The sequence below is a fragment of the Oceanisphaera profunda genome (genome assembly GCF_002157895.1).
Lineage (GTDB): Bacteria > Pseudomonadota > Gammaproteobacteria > Enterobacterales > Aeromonadaceae > Oceanimonas > Oceanimonas profunda.
In genome coordinates this window covers 1,621,047-1,647,984 of record NZ_CP021377.1, presented here as the reverse complement: position 1 = coordinate 1,647,984, position 26,938 = coordinate 1,621,047, and the positions used below count along the sequence as shown (strand labels likewise).

Below are 26,938 nucleotides of genomic sequence, written 5' to 3'. Positions count from 1 at the left end.
TGCTCTTAGTCCGTGTTCTTCCGTGTATTCCGTGGCAAATCAGGCCTTTCAGAAGGCTCTTACTTATCCCGCTGCTGGCGCTTGATAAATAGCGTAAATTTCATCGGCCAAGATTTTTATGCCGGCCTGTACGTCTGCTTCGGACTGGGCATAGTTCAAGCGAATGCACTCTTTGCTGTGCTGCCAGTGCTCATCTTCAATACCCGGGAAAAAATAATGACCGGGCACGATCAGTAAGCCTTTTTTCTTCAGGCGCTCATACAGCTCTTGGCAATGAATGGGTAAGTCTTCAAACCACAGCCATAAAAACAAAGCGCCTTCGGGCTTATGAATATGAAACTGCGGCAAGCTGATGGCTTCTTGTAACCAGGTGACGGCTTGTTGGGCTTTGTTTTGGTAGAAAGGCTTAATCACCTCATTGCTTAGCTTTAATACATCGCCATTTTCCATCATCGGCAAGGTCATGGCTGGGCCTACGCTGCCGGGTGCCAAGTTGATAATGCCGCTGATATTGGTCATGGCTTTAATTAATTCGGGCTTAGCCACCACAATGCCGCAGCGTACGCCGGGCAAACCGAGCTTAGACAGGCTCATGCACAAAATGGTGTTGTCGTTCCAAAACGGCTTGGCTTCGGTAAAGATAATATTCGGAAACGGCATGCCGTAGGCATTATCGATTAATAGCGGAATGCCTTTTTCGCGCGCGATGGCGTCGAGGCGCATAATTTCTTCGTCGGTTAATACGTTACCGGTAGGGTTAGTGGGGCGCGATACACAAATTAAGCCGATATCGTCGCCCACTGCTAACTTCTCAAAGTCCACGTGATATTTAAATAAGCCGTCATCGAGCAAAGTAATGGTGGGCTTGCAGGCTACAAAGTGATCTTCACTGAGCGCGCCGTCCCCATAGCCGATGTATTCTGGCGCGAGCGGAAATAACACTTTTTTCTTACGGCCATCAGCGAACTCACCGGCCAATAAGTTAAACAGATAAAAAAAGGCGGTTTGGCTGCCGTTAGTCAGCGCAATATGCTCAGGGCCAATGGCCCAGCCTAGCTCGTTCGACAATAGCTTGGCTAACGCGTTGATATAGGCATCTTTGCCTTGGGGGCCGTCGTAATTGGCCATGGCCTTGATTAAATCGCCATTTTTTATCAGCTGTTGTGCTTGTTGCTCGAGATAGGCCAGCACTTCAGGAATAGCTGCCGGATTGCCGCCGCCAAGCATAATGGTGTCCGGCGTGGTTAGCCCTTGATTAAGGTCGTCCATCAATTGGGTGATGCCCGCATGGCGGGTAAATTTTTGGCCAAACGTTGAAAATTCCATGAGCTAACTTACCAACCAGAAAAAGTGAATATAAGGGCTCACGTTAGCCGATTTGCTCTTGACTGTCGACCGACTAAAGAAAAGCCCCGCACTGGGCGGGGCTTAAGTAAGAGCTGTATGTCGTACGCTATAAGTCAGTTCAAAAGCTAAGAGCCTATCTGCCACGCTTAAACATCATATGGCACGAATGTAGTCACGTGCTTTAGCCGTGAAATCCGGCGCAGCCGGATATGGCGCACCGGATCAATCTAAACACCGCACCGCTCAAAGCTGTGCCTACAAAAGACTTACTGCAGCAGCGAGATATCCGCGATTTGCAGGAACAGGTTACGCAGCTGGTTCAGCAGGCTTAAACGGTTTAAGCGCAGCGCTTCGTCATCCGCCATCACCATTACCTGATCGAAGAAGTTATCTACGCTTTCACGCAAGGTCGCTAATTCGTTTAGGGCGTTGTTGTAATCTGCATTAGCAAATAAGGGCGTGAGGCGCGCGCTGAGTTCGCTTAACTGTGCGGCCAGTGCCTTTTCGGCGTCGTCTTGCAGCAAAGCAGGATTAACTTGCGCTGGAATTTCGCCTTCGGACTTTTCGCCTTCGAACTTAGCCAAAATATTACCAACACGCTTATTCGCCGCAGCCAAAGCTAAGGCCGCATCGAGCTTGCGAAACTCACTCACGGCTTTCATGCGGGCATCGAAGTCGGCAGGGCGAGTCGGGCGACGGGCCAATACCGCTTGAATTACATCCACACCGTAACCTAAGTCTTGATACCAAGCGCGGAAACGGCCCAGCATAAAGTCTAAGATCTCATCGGCGGCGTTAGCGTTGCTCAGCTTATCGCCATAAAGCGCACGGGCCTGCTCAATTAGGATCGGCAAGTCTAGGTTGTAACCTTTTTCCACGATAATACGCAGCGCACCTAAGGCTGCACGGCGCAGCGCAAACGGGTCTTTATCGCCTTTGGGCGTTTGGCCAATACCGAAAATGCCTACCAAGGTATCTAGCTTATCGGCCAATGCTACGGCGGCAGAAATATCTTGGCTTGGCAGTTCATCACCGGAGAAGCGCGGCTGATACTGTTCTTTTAACGCCAGTGCTACCGCTTCGTCTTCACCGTCGTGGCGAGCATAGTGCATGCCCATCACGCCTTGGGTGTCGGTAAATTCAAACACCATATCGGTGACCAAGTCGCACTTCGACAACAAGCCTGCGCGCTCGGCTTTGGCCTGATCCGCACCAATAGCGGCGGCAATAAAGCCAGACAGCGCACTGATGCGCTCAGACTTCTCACGTACCGAGCCCAACTGCTGTTGGAACAACACCTTGTCTAGTTGCTCAAGACGAGAGGCCAAGGTGGCCTTGCGGTCGTTATCGAAGAAGAACTGCGCATCCGCTAAGCGTGGGCGCACTACTTTTTCGTTACCTGAGATGATCTGGCTTGGGTCTTTTGACTCAATATTGGTCACGAAGATAAAGGTCGACATTAAATTGCCAGCCCCGTCGTAGACCGGGAAGTATTTCTGGTCACCCTTCATGGTGTATACCAGTGCTTCGGCGGGCACTTCGAGGAAGTTATTCTCAAAGTGAGCAGTTAGCACTACTGGCCACTCGACCAGTGAGGTGACTTCTTCTAATAAGTCCGCATCTAAATCGGCAACACCACCGGCAGCAGCAGCAGCTTTTGTTACGCCGTCTTTAATAATGGCTTTACGACGTTCAAAGTCGGCCAATACCTTGCCGGTGTTCTCCAGCGTTTGCAGGTAATTATCTGCATGATCCAGTGCAAATTCAGGTTCACCCATAAAGCGGTGACCGCGAATAGTGCGAGCGGATTCTAAACCTAAGATGCTGGCGGGCAGTAATTGCTCGCCAAGTAATAAGGTCAGCGTATGCACGGGGCGAATAAACTGAATGCTCTTGTCGCCCCAGCGCATGGCTTTAGGGATTGGCAAGTGGCTCAGCGCTTTCTCGACCATGGCGGGCAGCAGCTCGGCGGCGGCTTGGCCTTTAATGTCGGCAATATGCATCAACCATTCGCCTTTGTCGGTTTTTAAACGACTGGCTTGGCTAACCTCAATGCCATTACCGCGGGCCCAGCCTTGAGCGGCCTTGGTTGGATTACCGTCGGCGTCGAAGGCGGCTTGCACTGCGGGCCCGCGCTTTTCTACCTGTTTATCCGCTTGGGCCAAGCTCAAACCGGTCACGTACACGGCTAAACGACGAGGGGCGGCATACCAGTGCACTTGTGAAAAGGGCAGATCGGCACTGGTCAGTTCTTGTTTAAGGTTGTCGGCAAAGGCAGTGCCTAGGCTACGTAGCGCTTTCGGTGGCAGCTCTTCGGTGCCTAATTCAACCAGAAAATTCTGTTCAGACATGCGGGTCCCTTATCCTTCTTTTTTACACATAGGGAAGCCAAGTGCCTCGCGAGAAGCATAGTAAGCTTCGGCAACGGCTTTGGTCAGGGTGCGAATGCGCAAGATATAGCGCTGGCGTTCGGTGACCGAAATCGCCTTGCGCGCATCAAGCAAGTTAAAGGCATGACCGGCTTTAAGAATGCGCTCGTAGGCAGGCAGTGGCAGTGGGGTTTCTAAGCTCAATAAATACTGACACTCTTGCTCACACTGCTCAAAGAAGCCAAACAGGTTCTCGACGTTGGCATGCTCGAAGTTATAGGTCGACTGCTCCACTTCGTTCTGATGAAAAATATCGCCGTAGGTGGTTTTGCCCAGTGGGCCATCGCACCAAACAAGATCGTAAACTGAGTCTACGCCTTGAATGTACATGGCTAAGCGCTCTAAACCATAGGTGATTTCACCGGTGACCGGCTTGCACTCAAGGCCGCCCACTTGCTGGAAATAAGTAAACTGCGTCACTTCCATGCCATTGAGCCACACTTCCCAGCCTAAGCCCCAGGCACCCAAAGTTGGGTTTTCCCAGTTATCTTCTACGAAGCGGATGTCGTGCACTAATGGATCTAAGCCCAGCGCTTTGAGTGAGCCCAAATACAGCTCTTGCAGGTTATCGGGAGACGGCTTGATGATGACCTGAAACTGATAATAATGTTGCAGTCGGTTGGGGTTTTCACCGTAACGGCCGTCGGTAGGGCGGCGCGATGGCTGCACATAGGCGGTGGCAATCGGCTCTGGGCCTATGGCGCGCAGACAGGTCATGGGATGAGATGTGCCAGCTCCTACTTCCATATCCAGCGGCTGAACTATGGCGCAGCCTTGCTGAGCCCAATAATCCTGCAGTGTCAGGATCAGACCCTGAAAGGTATTGATATCGAATTTTTGCATGATGTTAGCGCCTTGATATAGGTGCGTTCGCAGAGTGAAACTAAGGGTTAGAGTATACCTTCTGCCCCGATGCGAATATAGGCTGAATTATGAGGGCAGCGCCAAGCTAAACCAAGGGTGGTGTCGGTATTACATATTGCACGGATGTAGAGGCCATCTTTAGTCGGCCGGTTTTACGCAGTAAAACAAAAACCTTCAGGCAACACCCAGATCCAAAAAAGACCGGTGTTGATTTTAGCTCGGCGAAGGCTTGCACCCTTCACTCTTTACGCTTCACGTATTTAAAGGAGCATCTATGCTAACGCGCTGTGCTTGGGTTAATAATGACCCCAGATATCAGGCTTACCACGATAACGAGTGGGGGGTGCCTGAATATGATAGTCGTGCCTTGTTTGAAAAACTGTGCCTCGACGGCCAGCAAGCGGGATTAAGCTGGTTTACCATTTTGTGCAAGATACCTAATTATCATGCTGCCTTTGCCAACTTTGAACCTGCCCTTATTGCCTGCTTTACGGAGCAAGATGTGGAACGTCTAATGAGCAATGCTGAGGCAGGCATAGTGCGCAACCGATTAAAAATCCGCTCTATTATTACCAATGCTCGTGCCTATCTCTTGATGCAAGAAGAGGGCATCAATGTTAGCGATTGGCTGTGGCAGTTTGTGGGTGGTGCACCGATTATTAACTATTGGCCAAGCGCGAAAGAGGTGCCTACCTTTACGGCTGAATCGCAAGCTATGGCGAAAGCACTAAAAAAGCGCGGCTTCTCTTTTGTCGGTGACACCATCTGCTATGCCTTTATGCAAGCCACAGGTATGGTTAATGACCACTTACTTAGTTGCCATTGTCACCCCAGCAACGTCAGTATTTGACTGTTTACTGGTAAGGATGCTTTGTAGATCACAGTCCACAAGGCTATATTGGTTCACATTGCGCTTGTTACATATGGAACCTAATTATGAAAAAAATATGCTTAGCTGTGGTTACTACCATCGCTCTTTCTGCTTGTACTACTAATCCGTATACCGGCGAATCACAATCTTCTAAAGCTGCGATTGGCGGCGGTTTAGGCGCGCTTGCCGGCGCAGTAATTGGTGGTGCATCTGCCAGCTCTAGCGACCGTAAGAAAGGTATCTTAATTGGTGCCGCCAGTGGCGCTGCATTAGGCGGTGGTGTGGGTTATTACATGGACGTTCAAGAAGCCAAGCTGCGTGACCAAATGCGTGGTTCTGGTGTGAGTGTGACCCGTAGTGGCGACAATATTATCTTGAACATGCCAAGCTCTATTACCTTTGCGGTAGACAGCGCCGACTTGTCACCTGGCTTCTACAACACCTTAAGTGGTGTGGCTTTGGTACTGAAAGAGTACGACAAGACCTACGTAAACGTAGTGGGCCACACCGACAACACAGGTTCTGCGAGCCACAATCAACAGTTGTCTGAGCGTCGTGCCGGCGCCGTTGGCCAGTACCTGATCGGTCAAGGTGCTGCTGCTAACCGTTTCAACATCCGTGGCGTAGGCTTTAACCAGCCAGTAGCCAGCAACAGCTCTGAAAGTGGCCGCGCACAAAACCGCCGTGTAGAGATCACCCTGAGCCCAATGCAGTAAGCATGAGCTTGTAAACCGGTGAAACAAAAATGCCCGCAACAGCGGGCATTTTTTTGCTTAAAAAGTGAGGGCTGAGGCGAACCCATTAACTTAGTGGGGTACATTTTACGCTTTATTCCCTCACACTTTACCCCTCACTCATCACTGCCTTCAATTCCCTTTCTGAATCAAAAACTGATAGGGCAGTTGCTCTATTTGGCTCGATAACAAGGCGTGATCCATAAACTGGCAGAAGCTAGGAATATCTCGGGCGGTCGAGGGATCGTCGGCGGTGATCAGCAAGGTTTCACCCGCCTGCATGCCGCGCACTTGTTTGCGCACCATCATCACCGGTTCTGGGCAACGTAAGCCAATAGCATCTAAATTATGCTGAGCATCGAGAATAGCAGTGGTCATTAGCTGATTACCTTGAAATTACAGACTTAAACATAGGATCCTTAAACAGGATGACTATTTTAAAGCTGTTGAAATAATGGTCAACCGGAAAATTCGTGAGGGGTGAAGCGTAAGGGGTGAGGTACAGCAGACAAACATAGTACCGAGTTGTAGGGTCGAATTTATTCGACCAAAGAATAGCCCTAGCTATGAAAGCCTTAAGAGCGAGATCCTGATTTTCATCAGGAAGACGGCAAAAAAAGACACCCAGCTATTAGGCTTGGTGTCTTTATCTTCATTCACTTCACGCTTCACACACAGTTATACCAAACACACTAAATCATCGTTCTATTTAAGATCGACATAAAAGCCCCATTGCATAGCTAATTAAAGCAGGCTTCTACAAAAAGCGTGTGTTGTAGTCCACCCACTTGTTCGGTGGTCCTGCGAAGCAGGATGGTTTTAATAACAAAACCCAAACCGTGCCGATACTCTTTGCCTACCAACAAGGTGGGCACACTACAAAAAACAATCACATTAAATCCAGCTGTCAGGCTGACCAAATAATTAATACGATTGGTATTACACCCGCTCAAATACGGTTGCTATGCCTTGGCCGAGGCCGATGCACATGGTCGCGACACCAAAGGTAGCGTCTTTATTTTCCATCAGGTTTAACAGCGTGGTGGAAATACGCGCCCCTGAGCAGCCTAACGGATGGCCCAGGGCAATGGCGCCGCCGTTAAGGTTCACTTTGTCGTCTACTACATCCAACAAGCCTAACTCTTTTAAAACCGGTATAGATTGGGCGGCAAAGGCTTCGTTCAGCTCAAACAAGTCAATGTCAGCAATCGACAAGCCAGCGCGCTTGAGGGCCTTGTGTACTGCTGGCACCGGGCCATAACCCATAATGGCTGGGTCACAACCGGCCACCGCCATGGCGCGAATGCGCGCCCGAGGCTTAAGGCCTAAGGCTTTGGCTTTGGCGGCCGACATCACCAACATGGCCGCAGCCCCATCTGATAACGCCGAGGAAGTACCGGCGGTAACGCTGCCGTTTACTGGATCAAATACCGGCCGTAATTTGGCCAAAGACTCCAAACTGGTCTCGGGGCGAATTACTTCATCAGTTTCAAACAAGGTCAGGCTGCCGTCGGCACTGTGGCCGTTAGTAGGCAAAATTTCATTGGCGAAGCGCCCAGCGAGCGTGGCTTCATGGGCTCTTTGGTGGGAGCGCACGGCGAAGGCGTCTTGTTGCTCACGGCTGACGTGATACATGCGACCGAGCATTTCGGCGGTCAGGCCCATCATGCCCGAGGCTTTGGCTACGTTAAGTGCCAATTTAGGATGAAAATCCACGCCGTGGTTCATGGGTACATGCCCCATGTGCTCCACGCCGCCAATCATAAATACCTCGCCGTCGCCGACCATAATGGCGCGACTGGCATCGTGCAGCGCTTGCATTGAGGAGCCACACAAGCGGTTTACGGTGACGGCGGCCACTTGCTTGGGCAGGCCCGCCAGCAGGGCGGCGTTACGGGCGATATTAAAACCCTGCTCCAGAGTTTGTTGCACACAGCCCCAATAAATATCTTCGATATCGCTGGCCGCCAAAGCGGGATTTCTGGCCAGTAAGCCCTGCATTAGATGCGCCGATAAATCTTCGGCTCGTACGTGGCGAAAAGCGCCACCCTTAGAGCGACCCATAGGGGTACGAATACAGTCGACAATCACGACTTCGTTTATTGCCTTATTCATGTTTTGTCTCCTGCGCCACTGAGTAGAAGCTTTGGTTGTTTACGGCCATTTGGCGCAAACCCTCACTCACCTGATAAAGCGAGCCTAGGTGGGCGAACTTGTCGGCCAATGCCACATAGGCGCTTAAGCCCAAATTATCCAGATAACGGAACACGCCGCCGTGGAAAGGCGGAAAGCCGATGCCATACACCAGCGCCATATCGGCTTCTGCCGGCGAGCCGATAATGCCTTCTTCTAAGCAGAGCACCACTTCGTTAATCATGGGGATCATCATGCGCGCGATAATATCGTCATCGCTCAGCTCCACCGTTTTACCGGCCACGTCGGCTAATAGCTGATAACTCTCAGGATCTGCGTCTTTCTGCAGCTTGCCTTTACGGTCTTCACTATAACTATAAAAGCCTTTGCCATTCTTTTGGCCAAAGCGCTGCTGCTCATACATGACATCAATGGCATCTTTGCCCGACTTGCTCATCCGTTCAGGAAAGCCGTCGGCCATGACTGCCGCCGCATGGTGGCCGGTATCTATGCCTACTACATCCAACAAGTACGCAGGACCCATGGGCCAGCCGAATTTTTTCTCCATTACTTTATCGACGGCCACAAAGTCGGCGCCATCGGCTACTAACTGGGTAAAACCAAAGAAATAGGGGAACAGCACTCGATTGACGAAAAAGCCCGGGCAGTCGTTGACCACAATGGGTGACTTGCCCATGGCGGCGGCGTAGGCCACCACTCTATTAATGGTGTCGTCGGAGGTGTGCTCGCCACGAATAATTTCTACTAATGGCATGCGGTGCACCGGATTAAAGAAGTGCATACCGCAAAAGCGCTCTGGGTGCTGAAGGTTTTTAGCCAGAGCCGAAATGGGAATGGTCGAGGTATTAGAGGCAATCACCGTATCTTTGCCCACTGCGGCTTCCACCTCTGCCAACACTTGGCCTTTGATTTTAGGATTTTCGACCACGGCTTCTACCACTGTATCGACGCCTTGCAAGCCGTCGTAGCTCAGTGTGGGCGTAATACTGGCCAGCACTTGTGCTAATTTTTTGCCATCAATGCGACCACGCTCTAGCTGTTTATTCAGCAACTTGGCCGCTTCGCTCATGCCAAGCTGCAGTGCCTGGTCATTGATGTCTTTCATGATTGCCGGTATGCCACGAGATGCGGACTGATAAGCAATGCCACCACCCATAATACCGGCACCGAGCACGGCGGCTTTCTTGGTGGGCGGAGCAGCCTTAGCCGCCTGCTTGGCCTTGCCTTTAATAAATTGGTCGTTGAGGAAGATACCGACTAAGGCGCGCGCCACTGAAGTTTGGGTGAGTTTAATAAAGTGCTGTTGCTCAAGTTTCAACGCTTCGTCGCGCGCTAACCCTGCAGCTGCTTCAATGGTTTTCACGGCGAGCAAGGGCGCAGGATAATGCGGACCCGCCTTGGCGGCGACCATGCCTTTAGCGGTGTTAAAGCTCATGGCGGCTTCGAGTTTATCTAGCGTTAATGGTGCGGTTTTTTGGGCGCGCCTTGCTTGCCAGTCTTGCTTGCCGGCGGCGGCATCTTTTAATAACTGGATGGCCGAGGCTTCGAGCTGTTCGGTCTCGACTATCGCGTCCAATACACCTAACGTTAAGCACGCATCTGCTTTGTGATCTTTGCCAGTAGTGATCCACTCCATGGCGTTATCGGCGCCAATTAAGCGAGGCAGTCGTACCGTGCCGCCAAAGCCTGGCATGATGCCGAGCGTGGTTTCTGGCAGGCCGATGCGTGCACTGGCGTCACCGATACGAAAGTCAGTAGACAGCGCGCACTCACAACCGCCGCCCAGTGCGTAGCCGCGGATCACCGAGACGGTGGGATAGGGTAAGTCTTCGATGCGATTAAAGATGCGATTTGCTTGGGATAGCCAGTCGTCTAAGGTGGCTTGTGGTAGGTCGAACATGCTTAAGAATTCGGTAATATCGGCGCCAACTATAAAAGCGTCTTTATCACTGGTCAGCATCAGGCCTGTTATGCCAGAGCTTTGCTCTAATGCGCTGACCGCTGCTTCCAGTGAGGCTAAAGTATTACGGTCTAGTTTGTTAACGCTGCCTTTATTAGCAAAACAGAGTTTAGCAATTCCGTCTGCCAGCAATGTTATTGAGAGGGCTTCGCCTTGGTAGATCATTCCCATGTCTCCTTGGTTGCTAGGGAAAACTCCCTAGTGCTGCCATTGTTTGTCTATAAAAGGTCTATATAGAAAGTATATATAGAGGGTATATAGAAAGGGCAGAGATAGAATTACTATGAACAGAAAAACAACAGACTTCAACTGCTAATTAAAACAAACGTTTTAATTGTGTGATGGGTCAGTTAACGGCAAAAAATCGGCGGCTTGATTGCGCAAAAGATGACAAGCCGACGCTATTCAGCAACAATGTTGCGCTATTTTTTATCGCCTTAATTTAGAGACTAAGATCTCAATATTAGGCGCATTTCCTGAACTGAGAGTCTGACTTGGGAGTAAGTAGCGTGAACATGTCTCCCTATCTGATCCCTGCTACGGCCTTAGTGTGGGAGCAGGAGATTAAAAAAAGTCGTTTTATTGCCTATATAGGCCACACTCCTACTCCCGAAGATGGCAAAGCCTTTGTGGACGCTATTCGCGCTAGAGAGCCAGCGGCTCGACATCATTGCTGGGCATTTGTGGCAGGTCAGCCCAGCGATTCGCGAGTATTAGGCTTTAGTGACGACGGTGAGCCGTCGGGCACTGCCGGGAAGCCAATGCTGGCGCAATTACAAGGCTCGAATATTGGTGAGATTACCGCAGTGGTAGTGCGTTATTTTGGCGGCATCAAACTGGGCACTGGCGGGCTAGTGCGTGCCTACGGCGGCACCTTGTCGATGGCATTGGCAGAATTAGCACTCACAGAACGACGCATTTTTTCTGAGCTGAGCCTTAAGCTGCAGTACAGTGAAATGCCGTTAGTGGAATTTCTATTAGCAGAATTTAAAGGCCACTGGCAAACCGTCGAGTACGGCGCCGAGATTGAGGGCGTGCTCGCCGTAGAAAGTCGTGATGTAGCAGATTTTTGTGCACAGTTGCTAGATCGTAGCCAAGGAAGAGTCGTTGCGAGCAATGTGGTAAAGAGTGAAGGGCCGACACAGCCGTAGAGCGGCCAAATCGACATGCCCACGCAGAACCCGGGAACGAGGATAAGAGCAAAACTAGCGCCTAGCTTTAACAAAGAGCGATGTTTTGGTTTGGTAGGCGAACGCTTGCTCTCGCATTACGGCGCAGCCGGAACGGGTTAAGATGACGAGAGCCAAACCATGCTGCTGCGCGGAACCCACAGCTAAAGCGTGGACTACAAAGGGCGGTGTCTGTATATAGCTGATAGCGTAAAGCTGGCGGCTTACAGCTGCTTTTCATACTTATTTGGAAGTACCATGCATATTCGCACCATCATTCGCATCGTCGGTATTTTAGTCGCGCTATTTAGTGTGACTATGCTGGCGCCGGCCCTAGTGGCTTACATTTATCGAGATGGTGCCGGCCTCGATTTTTTTAGTGCCTTCGTGATCTGCTTAATTTTAGGTCTCATATTATGGTTCCCAAATCGTACTCATAGCCAAGAGCTGAGATCTAAAGAAGGCTTCTTGATTGTGGTGTTGTTTTGGACGGTACTGGGTAGCGTGGCCGCCATTCCTTTTATGTTGAGTAATGAGCTCGACATGTCGGTGGCAGAGGCCTTTTTTGAAGCCTTCTCCGGCCTCACCACCACAGGTGCGACGGTTATAAGCGGGCTCGACTCTTTACCTAAGGCCATTTTATTCTATCGCCAAATGCTGCAGTGGTTAGGCGGCATGGGCATTATCGTATTGGCGGTGGCCATCTTGCCGATCTTGGGTATCGGTGGCATGCAGTTGTTTCGTGCCGAAATACCTGGGCCCGTTAAAGACAACAAGGTAGCGCCGCGCATTGCAGAAACCGCCAAAACCCTGTGGTACATCTATCTAGTACTCACTATCTCCTGCACTTTATTGCTGTGGTTGGCTGGGATGAATATGTTTGACGCTATCTGTCATGCGTTCTCTACCATCGCCATCGGTGGCTTCTCTACTTACGATGCCAGCGTCGGCCATTTCGATAGTCCCATGATCAATATGATTATCGTGGTGTTCTTATTAATAGCCGGCGTTAACTTCAGTTTGCACTTTGCCGCCTTCGCCAATCGTGGCCTGCGCTTATCCGTGTATCGCTTTGATCCCGAAGTAAAGTTCTTTTTAGGCGTACAAATCGTCTTAACGTTGATTTGCATGTCAGTCTTACTCGCACACCAAGTGTATAGCGATCCTTGGCAAGCCTTAGACCAAGCCTTGTTTCAGTCGGTATCCATTGCCACCACGGCTGGCTTTAGCACCACAGGCTTTGCCCAATGGCCGTTATTTTTGCCGGTCTTGCTGATAATGGCTTCCTTTATCGGCGGTTGCGCGGGCAGTACCGGTGGTGGCATGAAAGTGGTGCGTATTATGTTGCTCAACCTGCAAGGCATGCGGGAATTAAAGCGCTTGATCCATCCCAGAGCCGTTTATCGGATTAAGCTTGGCAATAAAGCATTAGCTGATAAAGTGGTGGAAGCCATATGGGGGTTCTTTGCCGCTTATGCCTTGGTGTTTGTATTGTGCATGTTGGCGCTGCTGGCGACCGGCATGGATGAATTAACGGCCTTTACTGCAGTCGCTGCCACGCTGAACAACTTAGGTCCGGGTTTAGGAGAGGTTGCCGCTAACTTTGGCACCACTTCAGAAGCTGCCAAGTGGATCATGATATTGGCCATGTTGTTTGGGCGTCTTGAAATATTTACCTTGCTAGTACTGTTTACGCCAGCATTTTGGCGTAGCTAAGAGGAGTCTATGGAAAAACTGTTGATACTTTATTCATCCCGTAATGGCCAGACCAAGAAAATTATCGATGCTATGCAAGGTGAATTTAGCGGCTACGAAGTGGAGTTGGCGGATCTGCATGGCCCGCTGCGCAAAAATCTTAGCAAGTACGATAAGGTGTTAATTGGCGCTTCTATTCGCTATGGGAAGTTTCATCCCGATCTGTATCACTTTATTAATATTCACAGTGAGCAACTTGCGGCGGCAGATGCCAGCTTCTTTTGTGTCTGCCTTACGGCTCGCAAACCAGAAAAAGCCAACCCCAGTAATAATGCCTATGTGAAGCAGTTCCTCGCCCAATCCCGCTGGCGCCCCAGAACCATAGGTGTGTTTGCTGGAGCATTGCAATACAGCCAATACACTTGGTGGCAGACGCGCATCATTCAACTGATCATGAAGATGACCGGTGGCAGTACCGACACCAGCCAAGATATAGAGTTTACCGATTGGAATAAGGTACAAGAGTTCGCTCAACGTATCGCACAAGACAAGTACTGAGTATATGTAGCGACAATGGGCTGCCACTACTTATAGCTGCCCATATGTCTACGTGTAGAAGTAAGCAGTAAAGTTTCCAGTAACGCACAGGAAAAGCAGCAAAACCGCGCTAAAAACACCAAAATGCCTGCGCTAGCACAGTTTTTGTACTAAACAAGTTTAATTTTTATGCAATGCCATTTTATTTACTAAAAACGACAAAAAGCCCTTGCGCTTAAAACTGTCTTCCCTATAATGCGCACCACTGACACGGGGCAACGCGCTCACGGTCACAAGGGTTTGTAAGAACGAAAAATTAGTTTGAAACAAACACTTGACGAACACCGAGGTTTGCGTAGAATACGCATCCCTGACCTGAGATACGGTCAACGCTCTTTAACAATTTATCAAGCAAACTGTGTGGGCACTTAGCAGTACGTTGAGAACAAAATAATATTGTTTTTCAATGTCTTGCAAAGTGTACCTAGTAATAGATATATCAGTAATTCATTGAGCATCAAGTCTTTAATTGAAGAGTTTGATCATGGCTCAGATTGAACGCTGGCGGCAGGCCTAACACATGCAAGTCGAGCGGTAACAGAGAGTAGCTTGCTACTTTGCTGACGAGCGGCGGACGGGTGAGTAATGCTTGGGGATCTGCCCAGTCGAGGGGGATAACCATTGGAAACGATGGCTAATACCGCATACGCCCTACGGGGGAAAGGAGGGGACCTTCGGGCCTTTCGCGATTGGATGAACCCAAGTGAGATTAGCTTGTTGGTGAGGTAATGGCTCACCAAGGCGACGATCTCTAACTGGTCTGAGAGGATGACCAGTCACACTGGGACTGAGACACGGCCCAGACTCCTACGGGAGGCAGCAGTGGGGAATATTGCACAATGGGGGAAACCCTGATGCAGCCATGCCGCGTGTGTGAAGAAGGCCTTCGGGTTGTAAAGCACTTTCAGTGGTGAGGAAAGGTAAGCGGTTAATAACCGGTTACTGTGACGTTAACCACAGAAGAAGCACCGGCTAACTTCGTGCCAGCAGCCGCGGTAATACGAGGGGTGCAAGCGTTAATCGGAATAACTGGGCGTAAAGCGCACGCAGGCGGTTTGTTAAGCCAGATGTGAAAGCCCCGAGCTCAACTCGGGAACTGCATTTGGAACTGGCAAACTAGAGTCTTGTAGAGGGGGGTAGAATTTCCAGTGTAGCGGTGAAATGCGTAGAGATTGGAAGGAATACCAGTGGCGAAGGCGGCCCCCTGGACAAAGACTGACGCTCATGTGCGAAAGCGTGGGGAGCAAACAGGATTAGATACCCTGGTAGTCCACGCTGTAAACGATGTCAACTTGAAGTCTGTGTCCTTGTGACGTGGGTTTCGGAGCTAACGCATTAAGTTGACCGCCTGGGGAGTACGGCCGCAAGGTTAAAACTCAAATGAATTGACGGGGGCCCGCACAAGCGGTGGAGCATGTGGTTTAATTCGATGCAACGCGAAGAACCTTACCTACCCTTGACATACAGCGAATTCGCTAGAGATAGCTTAGTGCCTTCGGGAACGCTGATACAGGTGCTGCATGGCTGTCGTCAGCTCGTGTCGTGAGATGTTGGGTTAAGTCCCGCAACGAGCGCAACCCTTATCCTTTGTTGCCAGCGCGTAATGGCGGGAACTCAAGGGAGACTGCCGGTGATAAACCGGAGGAAGGTGGGGACGACGTCAAGTCATCATGGCCCTTACGGGTAGGGCTACACACGTGCTACAATGGCGCGTACAGAGGGAAGCCAACCAGCGATGGTGAGCGGATCCCAGAAAGCGCGTCGTAGTCCGGATTGGAGTCTGCAACTCGACTCCATGAAGTAGGAATCGCTAGTAATCGTGGATCAGAATGCCACGGTGAATACGTTCCCGGGCCTTGTACACACCGCCCGTCACACCATGGGAGTGGGTTGCTCCAGAAGTAGATAGCTTAACCTTCGGGAGGGCGTTTACCACGGAGTGATTCATGACTGGGGTGAAGTCGTAACAAGGTAACCCTAGGGGAACCTGGGGTTGGATCACCTCCTTACCTTAACTCAACGTCTGTTGAGTGTTCACACAGTTTGCTTGATAAAAAAGAGTGACTTAATCGCATAAGCTGAAAAAGCTGGTGCGATTTTTTGCCCTCAAGTAGGCGCTTTATAGCGAAATTTGAGGGCGAGAAACGGTTTTAGTAGCTACCAGGCTACAAACTAGGTTTGGGTCTGTAGCTCAGTTGGTTAGAGCGCACCCCTGATAAGGGTGAGGTCGGTGGTTCGAATCCACCCAGACCCACCAAATCAATCTCCTACGTCGTCATAAGACTCGTCGTTTAGCAGGCTAAACTTCCTCGTCTTATACCTAGTGTTAGAATGATTTGGTGACACGCTGAATATTATGCGAATGATATAAAGCGAAACACAAAGCTAAGAACTAAATGGGGCTATAGCTCAGCTGGGAGAGCGCCTGCCTTGCACGCAGGAGGTCTGCGGTTCGATCCCGCATAGCTCCACCATTTAGTGCTACAAACCGAAGTCTAGACATCAAAGTAATACGCTGTTTACAGCTTACTCCTTTGATTTCTTAGGAAGTCACGCTCTTTAACAATCTGGAAAGCTGATAGAAATAATTTGTAGTTCTTGATACGCAAGTGTCTTAGAAATTCTTGGCGAAATATAGTTGTAAGCATCAGTCACTGATGCAAACGACCCCGCTTAGAGAATTGTTTTTATGCAGTCTAATTTACATTTTTTATAAAGTGTATTTTAGGCAAGCGTTAGCAACGCGAGTTCAAGGCATGACGTGAACGAGTTCCTGAGCATAGTTAATCTATGTGATGGAACGAGTAAGCGGCATAACGAAGAAATCGCTAAGCTAAAGCCGCATAAAACACACTTCTTGGGGTTGTATGGTTAAGTGACTAAGCGTACACGGTGGATGCCTTGGCAGTCAGAGGCGATGAAGGACGTGCTAACCTGCGTTAAGTACGGATGAGCTGGTAAGAAGCGCTTGAGTCCGTAATATCCGAATGGGGAAACCCACTCTACTTAGTAGAGTATCGTAACGTGAATACATAGCGTTACGAGGCGAACCGAGGGAACTGAAACATCTAAGTACCTCGAGGAAAAGAAATCAACCGAGATTCCCCTAGTAGCGGCGAGCGAACGGGGACCAGCCCTTAAGCTGTTTATGATGTAGTGGAATGGTCCTGGAAAGACCAGCCGTAGTGGGTGATAGCCCCGTACACCAAACGTCATTTACAGTGAAATCGAGTAGGACGGGACACGTGATATCCTGTTTGAATATGGGGGGACCATCCTCCAAGGCTAAATACTCCTGACTGACCGATAGTGAACCAGTACCGTGAGGGAAAGGCGAAAAGAACCCCTGTGAGGGGAGTGAAATAGAACCTGAAACCGTGTACGTACAAGCAGTGGAAGCCCACTTGTTGGGTGACTGCGTACCTTTTGTATAATGGGTCAGCGACTTAATTTTAGTAGCAAGGTTAACCGTATAGGGGAGCCGTAGGGAAACCGAGTCTTAACTGGGCGAATAGTTGCTAGGATTAGACCCGAAACCCGGTGATCTAGCCATGAGCAGGTTGAAGGTTGAGTAACATCAACTGGAGGACCGAACCCACTAATGTTGCAAAATTAGGGGATGACTTGTGGTTGGGGGTGAAAGGCCAATCAAACCGGGAGATAGCTGGTTCTCCCCGAAATCTATTTAGGTAGAGCCTCGGACGAATACTTGCGGGGGTAGAGCACTGTTTAGGCTAGGGGGTCATCCCGACTTACCAACCCTATGCAAACTCCGAATACCGCAAAGTACTATCCGGGAGACACACGGTGGGTGCTAACGTCCATCGTGAAGAGGGAAACAACCCAGACCGCCGGCTAAGGTCCCAAAGTCATAGTTAAGTGGGAAACGAAGTGGGAAGGCTCAGACAGCCAGGATGTTGGCTTAGAAGCAGCCATCATTTAAAGAAAGCGTAATAGCTCACTGGTCGAGTCGGCCTGCGCGGAAGATGTAACGGGGCTAAACTATGCACCGAAGCCGCGGATGCACTCTTTATTGAGTGCGTGGTAGGGGAGCGTTCTGTAAGTCTGCGAAGGTGTGTTGTGAAGCATGCTGGAGATATCAGAAGTGCGAATGCTGACATGAGTAACGATAATGGGGGTGAAAAACCTCCACGCCAAAAGACCAAGGGTTCCTGTCCAACGTTAATCGGGGCAGGGTGAGTCGACCCCTAAGGCGAGGCCGAAAGGCGTAGTCGATGGGAAACGGGTTAATATTCCCGTACTGACGTGTACTGCGATGGGGGGACGGAGAAGGCTAAGTGGGCCAGGCGTTGGTTGTCCTGGTGAAAGGGTGTAGGCAGAGTGTTTAGGTAAATCCGGACGCTCAATGCTGAGGCCTGAGACGAAATCGCTACGGCGGTGAAGTCACTGATGCCCCGCTTCCAGGAAAAGCCTCTAAGCTTCAGGTACACGTGAATCGTACCCCAAACCGACACAGGTGGTCGGGTAGAGAATACTAAGGCGCTTGAGAGAACTCGGGTGAAGGAACTAGGCAAAATAGTACCGTAACTTCGGGAGAAGGTACGCTGAGGCATGTGAAATCCCTTGCGGATGGAGCGTGACTCAGCCGCAGTGACCAGGTGGCTGGAACTGTTTATCAAAAACACAGCACTGTGCAAACTCGCAAGAGGACGTATACGGTGTGACACCTGCCCGGTGCTGGAAGGTTAAATGATGGGGTTAGCCTTCGGGTGAAGCTCTTGATTGAAGCCCCAGTAAACGGCGGCCGTAACTATAACGGTCCTAAGGTAGCGAAATTCCTTGTCGGGTAAGTTCCGACCTGCACGAATGGTGTAATCATGGCCACGCTGTCTCCACCCGAGACTCAGTGAAATTGAATTTGCGGTGAAGATGCCGTATACCCGCGGCTAGACGGAAAGACCCCGTGAACCTTTACTATAGCTTGGCACTGAACATTGGCCCTACATGTGTAGGATAGGTGGGAGGCTGTGAAACGATGACGCCAGTTGTCGTGGAGCCATCCTTGAAATACCACCCTTGTATGTCTGATGTTCTAACGTAGGCCCCTTATCGGGGTTGCGGACAGTGCCTGGTGGGTAGTTTGACTGGGGCGGTCTCCTCCTAAAGAGTAACGGAGGAGCACGAAGGTTGGCTAAGTACGGTCGGACATCGTACGGTTAGTGCAATGGCATAAGCCAGCTTAACTGCGAGACGGACAGGTCGAGCAGATACGAAAGTAGGTCATAGTGATCCGGTGGTTCTGTATGGAAGGGCCATCGCTCAACGGATAAAAGGTACTCCGGGGATAACAGGCTGATACCGCCCAAGAGTTCATATCGACGGCGGTGTTTGGCACCTCGATGTCGGCTCATCACATCCTGGGGCTGAAGTCGGTCCCAAGGGTATGGCTGTTCGCCATTTAAAGTGGTACGCGAGCTGGGTTCAGAACGTCGTGAGACAGTTCGGTCCCTATCTGCCGTGGGCGTTGGATGATTGAGAGGAGCTGCTCCTAGTACGAGAGGACCGGAGTGGACGAACCCCTGGTGTTCGGGTTGTATCGCCAGATGCATTGCCCGGTAGCTACGTTCGGAATCGATAACCGCTGAAAGCATCTAAGCGGGAAGCGAGCCTCAAGATGAGTCATCCCTAGGGCTTTACGCCCTCTAAAGGGCCGTTGGAGACTACAACGTTGATAGGTTGGGTGTGTAAGTGCAGCGATGCATTGAGCTAACCAATACTAATTACCCGTGCGGCTTAACCATACAACACCCAAGAAGTGTGAGACCTTGCGGTCAAGAACAAACAAATTATTCAGATTAGCGTACTTAACAGTACGATAATCAAAATCAGCCTTCCAGATTACAATTTATGCCTGGCGGCCATAGCGCTGTGGAACCACCTGATCCCATGCCGAACTCAGTAGTGAAACGCAGCCGCGCCGATGATAGTGTGGCAGCTGCCATGTGAAAGTAGGTCACTGCCAGGCAACCAATTCAAAAAGCCCTTCACTGATGTGAAGGGCTTTTTCATGTCTATAGCTTGGTATTTTATACCTCACATCCTCAGCGGCATACAGAACGCTAAATTTTTAACTAAATAGTGTGAACCATAGCGTTTTTTGTTTTAATTGATTATCTAATTTGTTCAATTGAGTCTAGATTAGGATGAGGCGAATCAGATTAACTCAGGAAGAGTTCTGCTCGCGAAACAACTATCGACAAGGGAGTGTGGTAATGCGTCTTCTCATCTGGGTTCTGTTGCTGTTGCCAACCCTATTCATTCAGGTGATAGGTGCAGAGCGGCCAGCTAAATCCATTGCTTTCTATTACGATAGTATTGATTCAGTACGCGAGCTGATGAGCTATGAGCGGGTTGTTGTGACTCCCTCATTGATCACTGAACGACAGATTGAAACCCTACACAAAGCCGGTACCCAAGTTTTTGCCTATCTCAGCATCGGTGAATATGATGAAAAAATTCTGCCCGAGTCGCTAAGCTTACTCTCCCCTGTACAAAATACTAATTGGCAAAGTCATGTAATGGACTTGTCTGCTATTGCTTGGCGTGAGCACCTTCTGCAACGGGCTTCTCAGTATGTTACTAAAGGGTTTGATGGTCTCTTTCTCGATACTCTTGATAGTTATTATCTGTTTGCAGAAGAAGAAGCGGCTCAAGCTGGTCAACAGCAGGCGTTAGCGCTGATTATCGAAGAGTTAGCGGGGTTGAATGCAAAACCAAAACTGATCTTGAACCGCGGCTTTGAAGTGCTGGAACAGGTCAGTGGCTTTGCCCATGCGGTGGTCGCGGAATCTCTTTATCATGGCTATGACCCTATCAATGATAGCTATCGAGAAATGAGCGAGACCGATAGCGAATGGCTGACTAATCAGTTAAATAGGGTTAAAGCTCTTAATTTAGAAGCCATCGTCATTGATTATATTTCTGGTAATGAGCGAGAGGCGCAAAAAGTGGCTGCGCAACGTCTACTGAATGAAGGTTATACGCCTTATATTAGTGATGGTCTGCTTTATCAGTTTGGCGTCAGTACTATTGAGCCTATAGCTAGGCGAGTGCTCGGGTTTTTCGACGGTACCCAGGAAGACTACACTGGCTCTTTATGCCATCGACTTGGTGCCACATCTATCGAATATTTGGGTTATGTACCTGAATGTTTGGATGTTAATACCATTGATTTTGCTCGGTTGGATATCAACCGTTATGCGGCCATAGTGGCTTGGCTGGACGAAAGCACTTATAACCAGCAGCCTCAACTGCAAGCATGGCTGGCACAACACCTCAACGTTCGTCCTATGCTCTTTCTCGGTGATTTACCCACCTTGCCTGCGCTTAGAGCAGAGCTAGGGTTGCAAACTGCGGGCGATTTACAAGGTAAGATAAATATTTCCCAAGGCAAAGATTGGCTGAAATCGACCAATACTATTGCCTTTAGCGAGTTTGAAACATATTCCAAATGGCTCAGCGCCAAGCCAGAAGTAGAAGTACTACTTGGTGTTACTGACGATACCGCAGATACAGCCGGATTACTGTTCAGTGCTCCTTGGGGAGGGGCGGCACTTTCACCATTGCCAATAACAACATTGGCCAATGATAAGGAAGTCTGGTTAATCGATCCCTTTCGTTTGCTTGAGAAGATGCTTAATCTTCCCGCGATCCCGGCGGCGGATGTGACTACTGAAACGGGACGGCGTATTTTAACCAGCCATGTTGATGGTGATGGTTTTCCCTCTAAGTCTTGGTTCCCTGGTAAGCCGTATACCGCAGAAGTACTGATGGAGCATATCTTTAAGCCCTTTAATATTCCGCAGACCGTATCTGTTATTGAAGGTGAAGTAAGTAAACAAGGCTTGTATCCAGAAATCAGTGCTGAGCTTGAAACTATCGCTCGTAATATTTTTTCTCTACCGAATATTGAAGTGGCATCTCACACCTTCAGTCATCCGTTTTTCTGGAAAAGCACGACCTCTACTAAAGTAAAAAAATACGGTGATAACCTTCCTATCCCTAATTATGACGTCGATTTTCATAAGGAAATTATAGGCAGTATTGATTACATCAATCAGCGATTAGCCCCTAAAGATAAAAAAACAAATCTTATTCTCTGGAGTGGCGGAGCTAATCCAGATGAAAAAACTCTGGGTATTGCTGAGCGAGCAAATTTACTTAATGTTAATGGCGGTAATACTAATGTGGTGTTCGGTAATAGTAGCCTAACCCAGGTTTCTCCTACTATTGCTTGGTACCCTACTGCCGTTCAGGTTTATGCTCCAGTATTAAATGAAAACGTTTATACCAGCGAATGGACTGAAAATTTTGAAGGCTATCGCCGTGTTATTGAGACCTTCGAGTTGTTGGGTAGCCCGCGAAGATTAAAAACCATTGGTATTTATTATCATATGTATTCTGGTACTTATCCTGCATCATTGAAAGCCGTGAAAGATGTTCACGCGTGGGCCATTCAGCAAGAAGTGACTCCGCTTTATTTAAGTGAATATGCCATGCGGGCCAAAACCTTATATGAAACTGGGCTGGCTCGCACGCTAGACGGCCGATGGCAGATCACCAGTTCGGGCATAAAAAGCCTGCGCTTACCTCATCGACTTGGCACGCCTGTTATGAATAAGAGTACTATTGCTGGCTGGGAAGACAGCGAAGACGGCAAGTATTTATTCCTTTCCGATGCTAGAGCAACTCTAACCTTATCAGATCAAAAGGATCGAACCGTTCGTCTTAAGAATGCTAATGGACAGCTGCTCAAATGGCAGCGTCTCGGTAATGTTATCCGCTGGAGTATTCTCAGTCATGTCCCGCTGGAGTTTGAATTGGCCCACGCTGCAAAGTGCAAGCAAAGTGGTAATACAACACTTCACCAGGTAAGCACTGTAGAAAATACCGTACGTTATACCAGCGAGAAAGCCGGCCTGTTTAGCGGTGAGCTGCGCTGCTAGTAGCTAATAACTTGATCTGCTAAGACTGTAGATATCCACCTGACGGCGAGAAAAAATGGAATTATTTTCTAAGCACGTTTCTGAACAAGAGCCATCCGAGAGTAGGCTTAATCTGCTGAATCGCCGCACTGTGGTTATTCTAGCGGTGATTGCTATTTGGGTGCTGTGGTTATTGGCGCCTAGCCAAAGCACACTGCTTCAGCTTCTTAGTAGGACAAATTCTCCCCAGGTATCCCAGATTTTCTTAGAGCAAATGCATACCCGAGATCCAGAAAATGCGGAGGTCAGCAAGCTGCTGGTAGATAACTACGCTCAAATGGGGGAGCAGGACAAGGCAATTGATTTGGCTGAGTCAATTCTTGATAAGGATAGTGAGCTAAGCGATTCGTCTCTAACCGTCACTTACGCCAAATTATTGCAGAATAAATATTATCAAACCAAAGATCAGCAAGAGGCGGCTACAGAGAGCGAGAGCAAGCTTCGTCATTTTCTTGAGCGAGTAGACTCTCCGTCTGACGCCGCGGATGCCAGAACACTGGCTGATATTGCAATCACAATGTCGATGACAAAGAAAGCGGTGGAGCTATTGTCGCCCCATTTGGAAAGCGGCCAAACTAGTTATCCAGAATTAGTGTCGCTGTTATTGCAAAATTCTGATTATGAACCGGCTCTTCGTTTGCAAAAAGAGGCGTTCCAGCAAAATCCGAACCTAGAGACAGCTGCTGGCATTCTGAACTTGTATTTGAGTTCCGGGAAAACTGAACAAGGGCGAGGATTTATAGCAGACTATCAGGGTGCATTGAGCTTGGATCCCGACTATCTCCGCCTGACCATTGATCATTTAACTCGTGCTGGTAATAGCGGTATGGCGCTGGAACAGTCAAATAAGCTGTTGGCCATTACACCTGATAATACCTTGAAAGTGTCTACTGCCCAGCTGGCTATTGCCACCGGCGATCTTGAACTGGCCACTGCATTGCTCACCGAGGTCACCGAGACATATTTAGATCCAACGTACTTAGCTCAATTACATACGCTGCATCGGTGGCAGGGTCAAATTGAAGAGGCGTCACATATCAGCCAGCGCTTACTGGAATTGGGAGCAACAACACCGCAACTACGCGAAGGCATCGTTGAAGCTAGAGCCTTGGGTGATATGTATCTTGAAAGCTTATATTATCAGCAGCTTGCAGAAATAAATCAGCTTGATGAACTTGAGTATGATGATGGGGTGAACACTATCGAAAAAGCCCAAGGGTCAATGGCCGCATTAGATAGTGTGCAATTATTAGCGGCGTTACGGCCAGATGATGCTGCGCTTATCGTGCACCAATCTCGGATTTATGGTTATCTCGGCGATTATTCTAACGTGATCAAGCAACGGCACAAATTGTTAGCACTACGTCAGCCGACACCCAGTGAAGCGCTGCGCTTTGCCGATGCTTATATTATGACTCGACAGCCTGAGCTAGCGTTACAGATTCTTACTTCGGCCATCAATTGGTTTGAGGCCGACGATGATTATCTCACTACAGTTTCATCTTTGGCTTGGCAGACCAGCGAACGGGGGTTTGCCCAGCAGGCCAATCAGCAGCTTATTACTAGGGCTAGTAGTGAGCTGGATATCTATCGTTATATAAGAACCAGTGATCCGATAAAGTCCCGAGAGGACATAGAGCAGTTGGTCCAACTTTATCAAGATTACGGCAATGCTGCTCCTTTGCTGGCGGCTATTCAAGCAAGCCTGGATAACAAAGATCAAGAAACTTTTGCCCGTTTGGTCGAGCTTGCCAGCCAAGATCCGACCCTAGCAGAGAATACCGCCACCTTGTTGTATCGGGCGCAGTTGGCCAGAGATAACCAACAAACTGACGAAGCCGCAGCACTTTATCGTCAAATCCTCCGGCTAGCACCCTATGATGATACCGCGATTAATGGTTTGCTCTGGCTTGCCATTGACACTAATGATAGAGAGGTTACCGCTTCTATCTATGACCAGTATCGACACTCTCAACAACACAATAGTATTTTTTGGCTCGCTTTTGCTACGGCGGCCGATCAGTTGGGCCGGTTGGAAGAAGCCAGTTTTTGGTATCAGCGCGTGCTGCTACAAAATGATACCTCCGGTGAGCCACAGGTTGCAGTGTTACTAAATTACGCCAGTCTGTTGGATAGACGTGGAGAACAAGAGAAAGCCTATTTATTACGGCGTTATCTCGTCAGTCAGCTAACTGATCAATTGCTATTACTGAATGAGGGAGATGTCTCCTATCGCTCTTTGGTGGCCTTGTTTGTAGGAGAAGGAGCGGCTCTGCAATTGACACAGCAAGCGCTGATTAATAAGCCAGATCAGGCTAATGCTCAGGAGCTATTTGGTTATTATTTAGCACTTGGCAGGCCAGATAACTTACAAGCGTGGCATCAACATACCGCCCTGAAGGGGTACTCGCTACCCGACTGGCAAAAGCTGGGACTGGCCATTCTTAAAAAAGATAGATCAGCCATGGAGGCTTTGCTGCAACAGTCTATGAGCCTACCGGTGGCAGATAAAAATACCGCTCTACAGTTAACTGGCCAGTATGCCCAAGCTTGGCTGCAGGGAGAGGAGTTGATCGGTAAGCTAAATGATCCTGAGGCAGAACGTCAGCTACGGGCAGTACATGTAGGCCAGCATCCGGATCAGGTTCATGGTATCAGTGCGCGCGCGACTCATAACACAGAGTGGGATCTTACCCGTTACAGTATGGATTATTATGCGCCCCACCAACAAGGTAACTGGCGGCTAGGGACCGATTTTCAAGTAGCCGATACCCCAGATCTGCTTACTGGTATTGATATGAAGGATGAAATGCGGCTACGCGGTGAGGTGCTTTATCGTAACCACGATAGCCGATGGTCATTTGGTGTTGATATTGCTGATGGCCTCGGAGATCAGCGTTTAGGCTTCTCTGGTGACTATCAGCATATTTTGAATGATTACTGGGATGTTTCAATAAAAGTGGCGCTAGATGCCGCTGTAGAAAGCAGTCAACTACTTACCCTAACTGGTAAAGACAATACCGTCGATTTTGGCGTAAATTATCGGCCAACAGCTCGGGAGTCATTATCTTTTCAGTTGGGTTGGCATGACATTACCACCCGATATGGTGACGATATTGGTCAAGGGTGGGACCTTAATCTGCGGGCTAGCGAACAGTTATTTTTTAACGACCCTGCTTGGCAGATTTATACCAGTCTAGACATGCAGCAGATCAATCTGAGTGATGCACCGCTTGATGGCATTAACAAACAACACCAAGGTTCTGTGCCGCTCACTAGTGGCGACTTTATTGGTGAGGAATATCAACGGCTGGCCATTGGCCAGCGAGTTTGGCAAGGAACACCGGCTTTGCCGGGACCCACGGTGCCCAGCCCACGTTATTGGGTAGATACCTCCTTGGGTTACAACGTGAGTTCTGATCATCCTGATGTGGCGGTTTCTGCAGGTTTGGGGTGGGAAGTGCTTGGCAATGATGAAATCTCATTGACTGTTGACTGGCAGAGCCAAGATCGAAATGGTGACGAAGCTTTAAAGTGGTCGCTGGGATACTCCTATCGTTTTTAAGGGAATAAAAAGATGAAAAAAACATGGTTACTTATTTCAAGTCTCGCGCTGACCGCTTGTAGCAACTATCAGGTGCCCGAAAGTCCGGTTTTCCCTGCTAATAGCCGCTGGGCGATTATGCCGATGATCAATAGCTCCAATACGCCGATGGCCGCGGAAAAAGCAGAGCAAATATTAGGTACTCATCTTTACGCCAGAGGTATTAATGCCACATTTTATCCCGCCAGCGATGTTAGCGACTTAGCCAGTATTCTTGATAACAACGCTAAACGAAAAAATGCACAAACTTGGCTTGCTAGCCAGAATGTCGATTATGTTATCAGTGGCTCGGTTGAAGAGTGGCATTACAAAAGCGGACTGGATGGTGAGCCTGCCGTGGGTATTACGCTAGAGGTTCAATCCGCTGGTGATAATGTAACTCAATGGCGGGCGAGCGGTGCTCGTAGCGGTTGGGGACGGGAGAGTGTCACTAGTGCAGGGCAGAAAGTCATCGATGAACTGTTGGATGGTTTGAATGTTGAATAAGATCCATGACGTAAAAAATGAGA

At 49.3% G+C, this 26,938-nt stretch carries 14 protein-coding genes, 2 tRNA genes and 3 rRNA genes; 13 read left to right on the top strand and 6 right to left on the bottom strand.

Features of this window, described 5'->3' with window-relative positions; genetic code table 11:
* Positions 1-63: 63 nt before the first annotated feature.
* The 3 genes from CBP31_RS07160 to glyQ form a co-directional block, all read right to left on the bottom strand.
* Positions 64-1,326 (bottom strand): valine--pyruvate transaminase, encoded by a 1,263-nt coding sequence (locus CBP31_RS07160; protein WP_087035847.1) that lies wholly within the window; start codon positions 1,324-1,326, stop codon positions 64-66.
* A 287-nt stretch (positions 1,327-1,613) separates the two neighbouring features.
* The gene (gene glyS, locus CBP31_RS07155) at positions 1,614-3,698 is read right to left on the bottom strand and encodes a glycine--tRNA ligase subunit beta (RefSeq protein WP_087035845.1); all 2,085 of its coding nucleotides are present in this window, start codon (positions 3,696-3,698) and stop codon (positions 1,614-1,616) included.
* A gap of 9 nt (positions 3,699-3,707) precedes the next feature.
* The gene (gene glyQ, locus CBP31_RS07150; RefSeq protein ID WP_087035843.1) at positions 3,708-4,619 is read right to left on the bottom strand and encodes a glycine--tRNA ligase subunit alpha; all 912 of its coding nucleotides are present in this window, start codon (positions 4,617-4,619) and stop codon (positions 3,708-3,710) included.
* 295 nt (positions 4,620-4,914) lie between these two features.
* Between glyQ and CBP31_RS07145 the strand changes: the two genes are divergently transcribed.
* Both CBP31_RS07145 and CBP31_RS07140 read left to right on the top strand, forming a co-directional pair.
* The gene (locus CBP31_RS07145; protein WP_087035841.1) at positions 4,915-5,490 is read left to right on the top strand and encodes a DNA-3-methyladenine glycosylase I; all 576 of its coding nucleotides are present in this window, start codon (positions 4,915-4,917) and stop codon (positions 5,488-5,490) included.
* Positions 5,491-5,576: 86 nt separating this feature from the next.
* Positions 5,577-6,227, top strand: a complete 651-nt coding sequence (locus CBP31_RS07140) for an OmpA family lipoprotein (protein WP_087035839.1) — start codon at positions 5,577-5,579, stop codon at positions 6,225-6,227.
* A 150-nt stretch (positions 6,228-6,377) separates the two neighbouring features.
* On the opposite strand, the gene tusA is transcribed toward CBP31_RS07140, so the two are convergent.
* The 3 genes from tusA to fadB form a co-directional block, all read right to left on the bottom strand.
* Positions 6,378-6,623 carry a sulfurtransferase TusA gene (tusA, locus tag CBP31_RS07135; protein WP_087035837.1) on the bottom strand — a complete coding sequence of 82 codons (246 nt, stop codon included), beginning with the start codon at positions 6,621-6,623 and terminating at the stop codon, positions 6,378-6,380.
* 561 nt (positions 6,624-7,184) lie between these two features.
* Positions 7,185-8,348 (bottom strand): acetyl-CoA C-acyltransferase FadA, encoded by a 1,164-nt coding sequence (gene fadA, locus CBP31_RS07125; RefSeq protein ID WP_087038656.1) that lies wholly within the window; start codon positions 8,346-8,348, stop codon positions 7,185-7,187.
* A gap of 4 nt (positions 8,349-8,352) precedes the next feature.
* On the bottom strand, positions 8,353-10,524 hold the full coding sequence (gene fadB / locus CBP31_RS07120; RefSeq protein ID WP_087035833.1) for a fatty acid oxidation complex subunit alpha FadB: 2,172 nt from the start codon (positions 10,522-10,524) through the stop codon (positions 8,353-8,355).
* A 350-nt stretch (positions 10,525-10,874) separates the two neighbouring features.
* Here fadB and CBP31_RS07115 point away from each other — a divergent pair, with 350 nt between their 5' ends.
* The 11 genes from CBP31_RS07115 (at position 10,875) to CBP31_RS07065 (ending at position 26,915) form a co-directional block, all read left to right on the top strand.
* Positions 10,875-11,510: a YigZ family protein gene (locus CBP31_RS07115; RefSeq protein ID WP_087035831.1), complete on the top strand. Its 636-nt coding sequence runs from the start codon at positions 10,875-10,877 to the stop codon at positions 11,508-11,510.
* 276 nt (positions 11,511-11,786) lie between these two features.
* Positions 11,787-13,244 (top strand): TrkH family potassium uptake protein, encoded by a 1,458-nt coding sequence (locus CBP31_RS07110; RefSeq protein WP_087035829.1) that lies wholly within the window; start codon positions 11,787-11,789, stop codon positions 13,242-13,244.
* A 9-nt stretch (positions 13,245-13,253) separates the two neighbouring features.
* Positions 13,254-13,781: a menaquinone-dependent protoporphyrinogen IX dehydrogenase gene (gene hemG, locus CBP31_RS07105; protein ID WP_087035827.1), complete on the top strand. Its 528-nt coding sequence runs from the start codon at positions 13,254-13,256 to the stop codon at positions 13,779-13,781.
* A gap of 505 nt (positions 13,782-14,286) precedes the next feature.
* Positions 14,287-15,829 (top strand): 16S ribosomal RNA (locus CBP31_RS07100).
* A 171-nt stretch (positions 15,830-16,000) separates the two neighbouring features.
* A tRNA-Ile gene (locus tag CBP31_RS07095) sits at positions 16,001-16,077 on the top strand.
* A 141-nt stretch (positions 16,078-16,218) separates the two neighbouring features.
* Positions 16,219-16,294 (top strand) — tRNA-Ala (locus tag CBP31_RS07090).
* A gap of 395 nt (positions 16,295-16,689) precedes the next feature.
* Positions 16,690-19,582: ribosomal RNA gene (locus CBP31_RS07085) — 23S ribosomal RNA — on the top strand.
* A gap of 109 nt (positions 19,583-19,691) precedes the next feature.
* A 5S ribosomal RNA gene (gene rrf, locus CBP31_RS07080) occupies positions 19,692-19,806 on the top strand.
* The 16S, 23S and 5S rRNA genes sit together here with 2 tRNA genes alongside, the layout of an rRNA operon.
* A 247-nt stretch (positions 19,807-20,053) precedes the next feature.
* On the top strand, positions 20,054-22,786 hold the full coding sequence (locus CBP31_RS07075) for an endo alpha-1,4 polygalactosaminidase (RefSeq protein WP_087035825.1): 2,733 nt from the start codon (positions 20,054-20,056) through the stop codon (positions 22,784-22,786).
* A 55-nt stretch (positions 22,787-22,841) separates the two neighbouring features.
* Positions 22,842-26,390, top strand: coding sequence for a tetratricopeptide repeat protein (locus CBP31_RS07070; protein WP_087035823.1), 3,549 nt, complete (start codon positions 22,842-22,844; stop codon positions 26,388-26,390).
* Positions 26,391-26,402: 12 nt separating this feature from the next.
* A complete protein-coding gene (locus tag CBP31_RS07065) occupies positions 26,403-26,915 on the top strand; it encodes a hypothetical protein (RefSeq protein WP_087035821.1) in 513 nt (170 codons plus the stop codon).
* The last annotated feature ends 23 nt before the right edge of the window (positions 26,916-26,938 follow it).

Excerpts from the sequence above, each read along its gene's own strand:
- CBP31_RS07160 (WP_087035847.1), bottom strand. The coding sequence starts at position 1,326 with ATGGAATTTTCAACGTTTGGCCAAAAATTTACCCGCCATGCGGGCATC.
- glyS (WP_087035845.1), bottom strand. The coding sequence starts at position 3,698 with ATGTCTGAACAGAATTTTCTGGTTGAATTAGGCACCGAAGAGCTGCCA.
- glyQ (WP_087035843.1), bottom strand. The coding sequence starts at position 4,619 with ATGCAAAAATTCGATATCAATACCTTTCAGGGTCTGATCCTGACACTG.
- CBP31_RS07145 (WP_087035841.1), top strand. The coding sequence starts at position 4,915 with ATGCTAACGCGCTGTGCTTGGGTTAATAATGACCCCAGATATCAGGCT.
- CBP31_RS07140 (WP_087035839.1), top strand. The coding sequence starts at position 5,577 with ATGAAAAAAATATGCTTAGCTGTGGTTACTACCATCGCTCTTTCTGCT.
- tusA (WP_087035837.1), bottom strand. The coding sequence starts at position 6,623 with ATGACCACTGCTATTCTCGATGCTCAGCATAATTTAGATGCTATTGGC.
- fadB (WP_087035833.1), bottom strand. The coding sequence starts at position 10,524 with ATGATCTACCAAGGCGAAGCCCTCTCAATAACATTGCTGGCAGACGGA.
- CBP31_RS07115 (WP_087035831.1), top strand. The coding sequence starts at position 10,875 with ATGTCTCCCTATCTGATCCCTGCTACGGCCTTAGTGTGGGAGCAGGAG.
- CBP31_RS07110 (WP_087035829.1), top strand. The coding sequence starts at position 11,787 with ATGCATATTCGCACCATCATTCGCATCGTCGGTATTTTAGTCGCGCTA.
- hemG (WP_087035827.1), top strand. The coding sequence starts at position 13,254 with ATGGAAAAACTGTTGATACTTTATTCATCCCGTAATGGCCAGACCAAG.
- CBP31_RS07075 (WP_087035825.1), top strand. The coding sequence starts at position 20,054 with ATGCGTCTTCTCATCTGGGTTCTGTTGCTGTTGCCAACCCTATTCATT.
- CBP31_RS07070 (WP_087035823.1), top strand. The coding sequence starts at position 22,842 with ATGGAATTATTTTCTAAGCACGTTTCTGAACAAGAGCCATCCGAGAGT.
- CBP31_RS07065 (WP_087035821.1), top strand. The coding sequence starts at position 26,403 with ATGAAAAAAACATGGTTACTTATTTCAAGTCTCGCGCTGACCGCTTGT.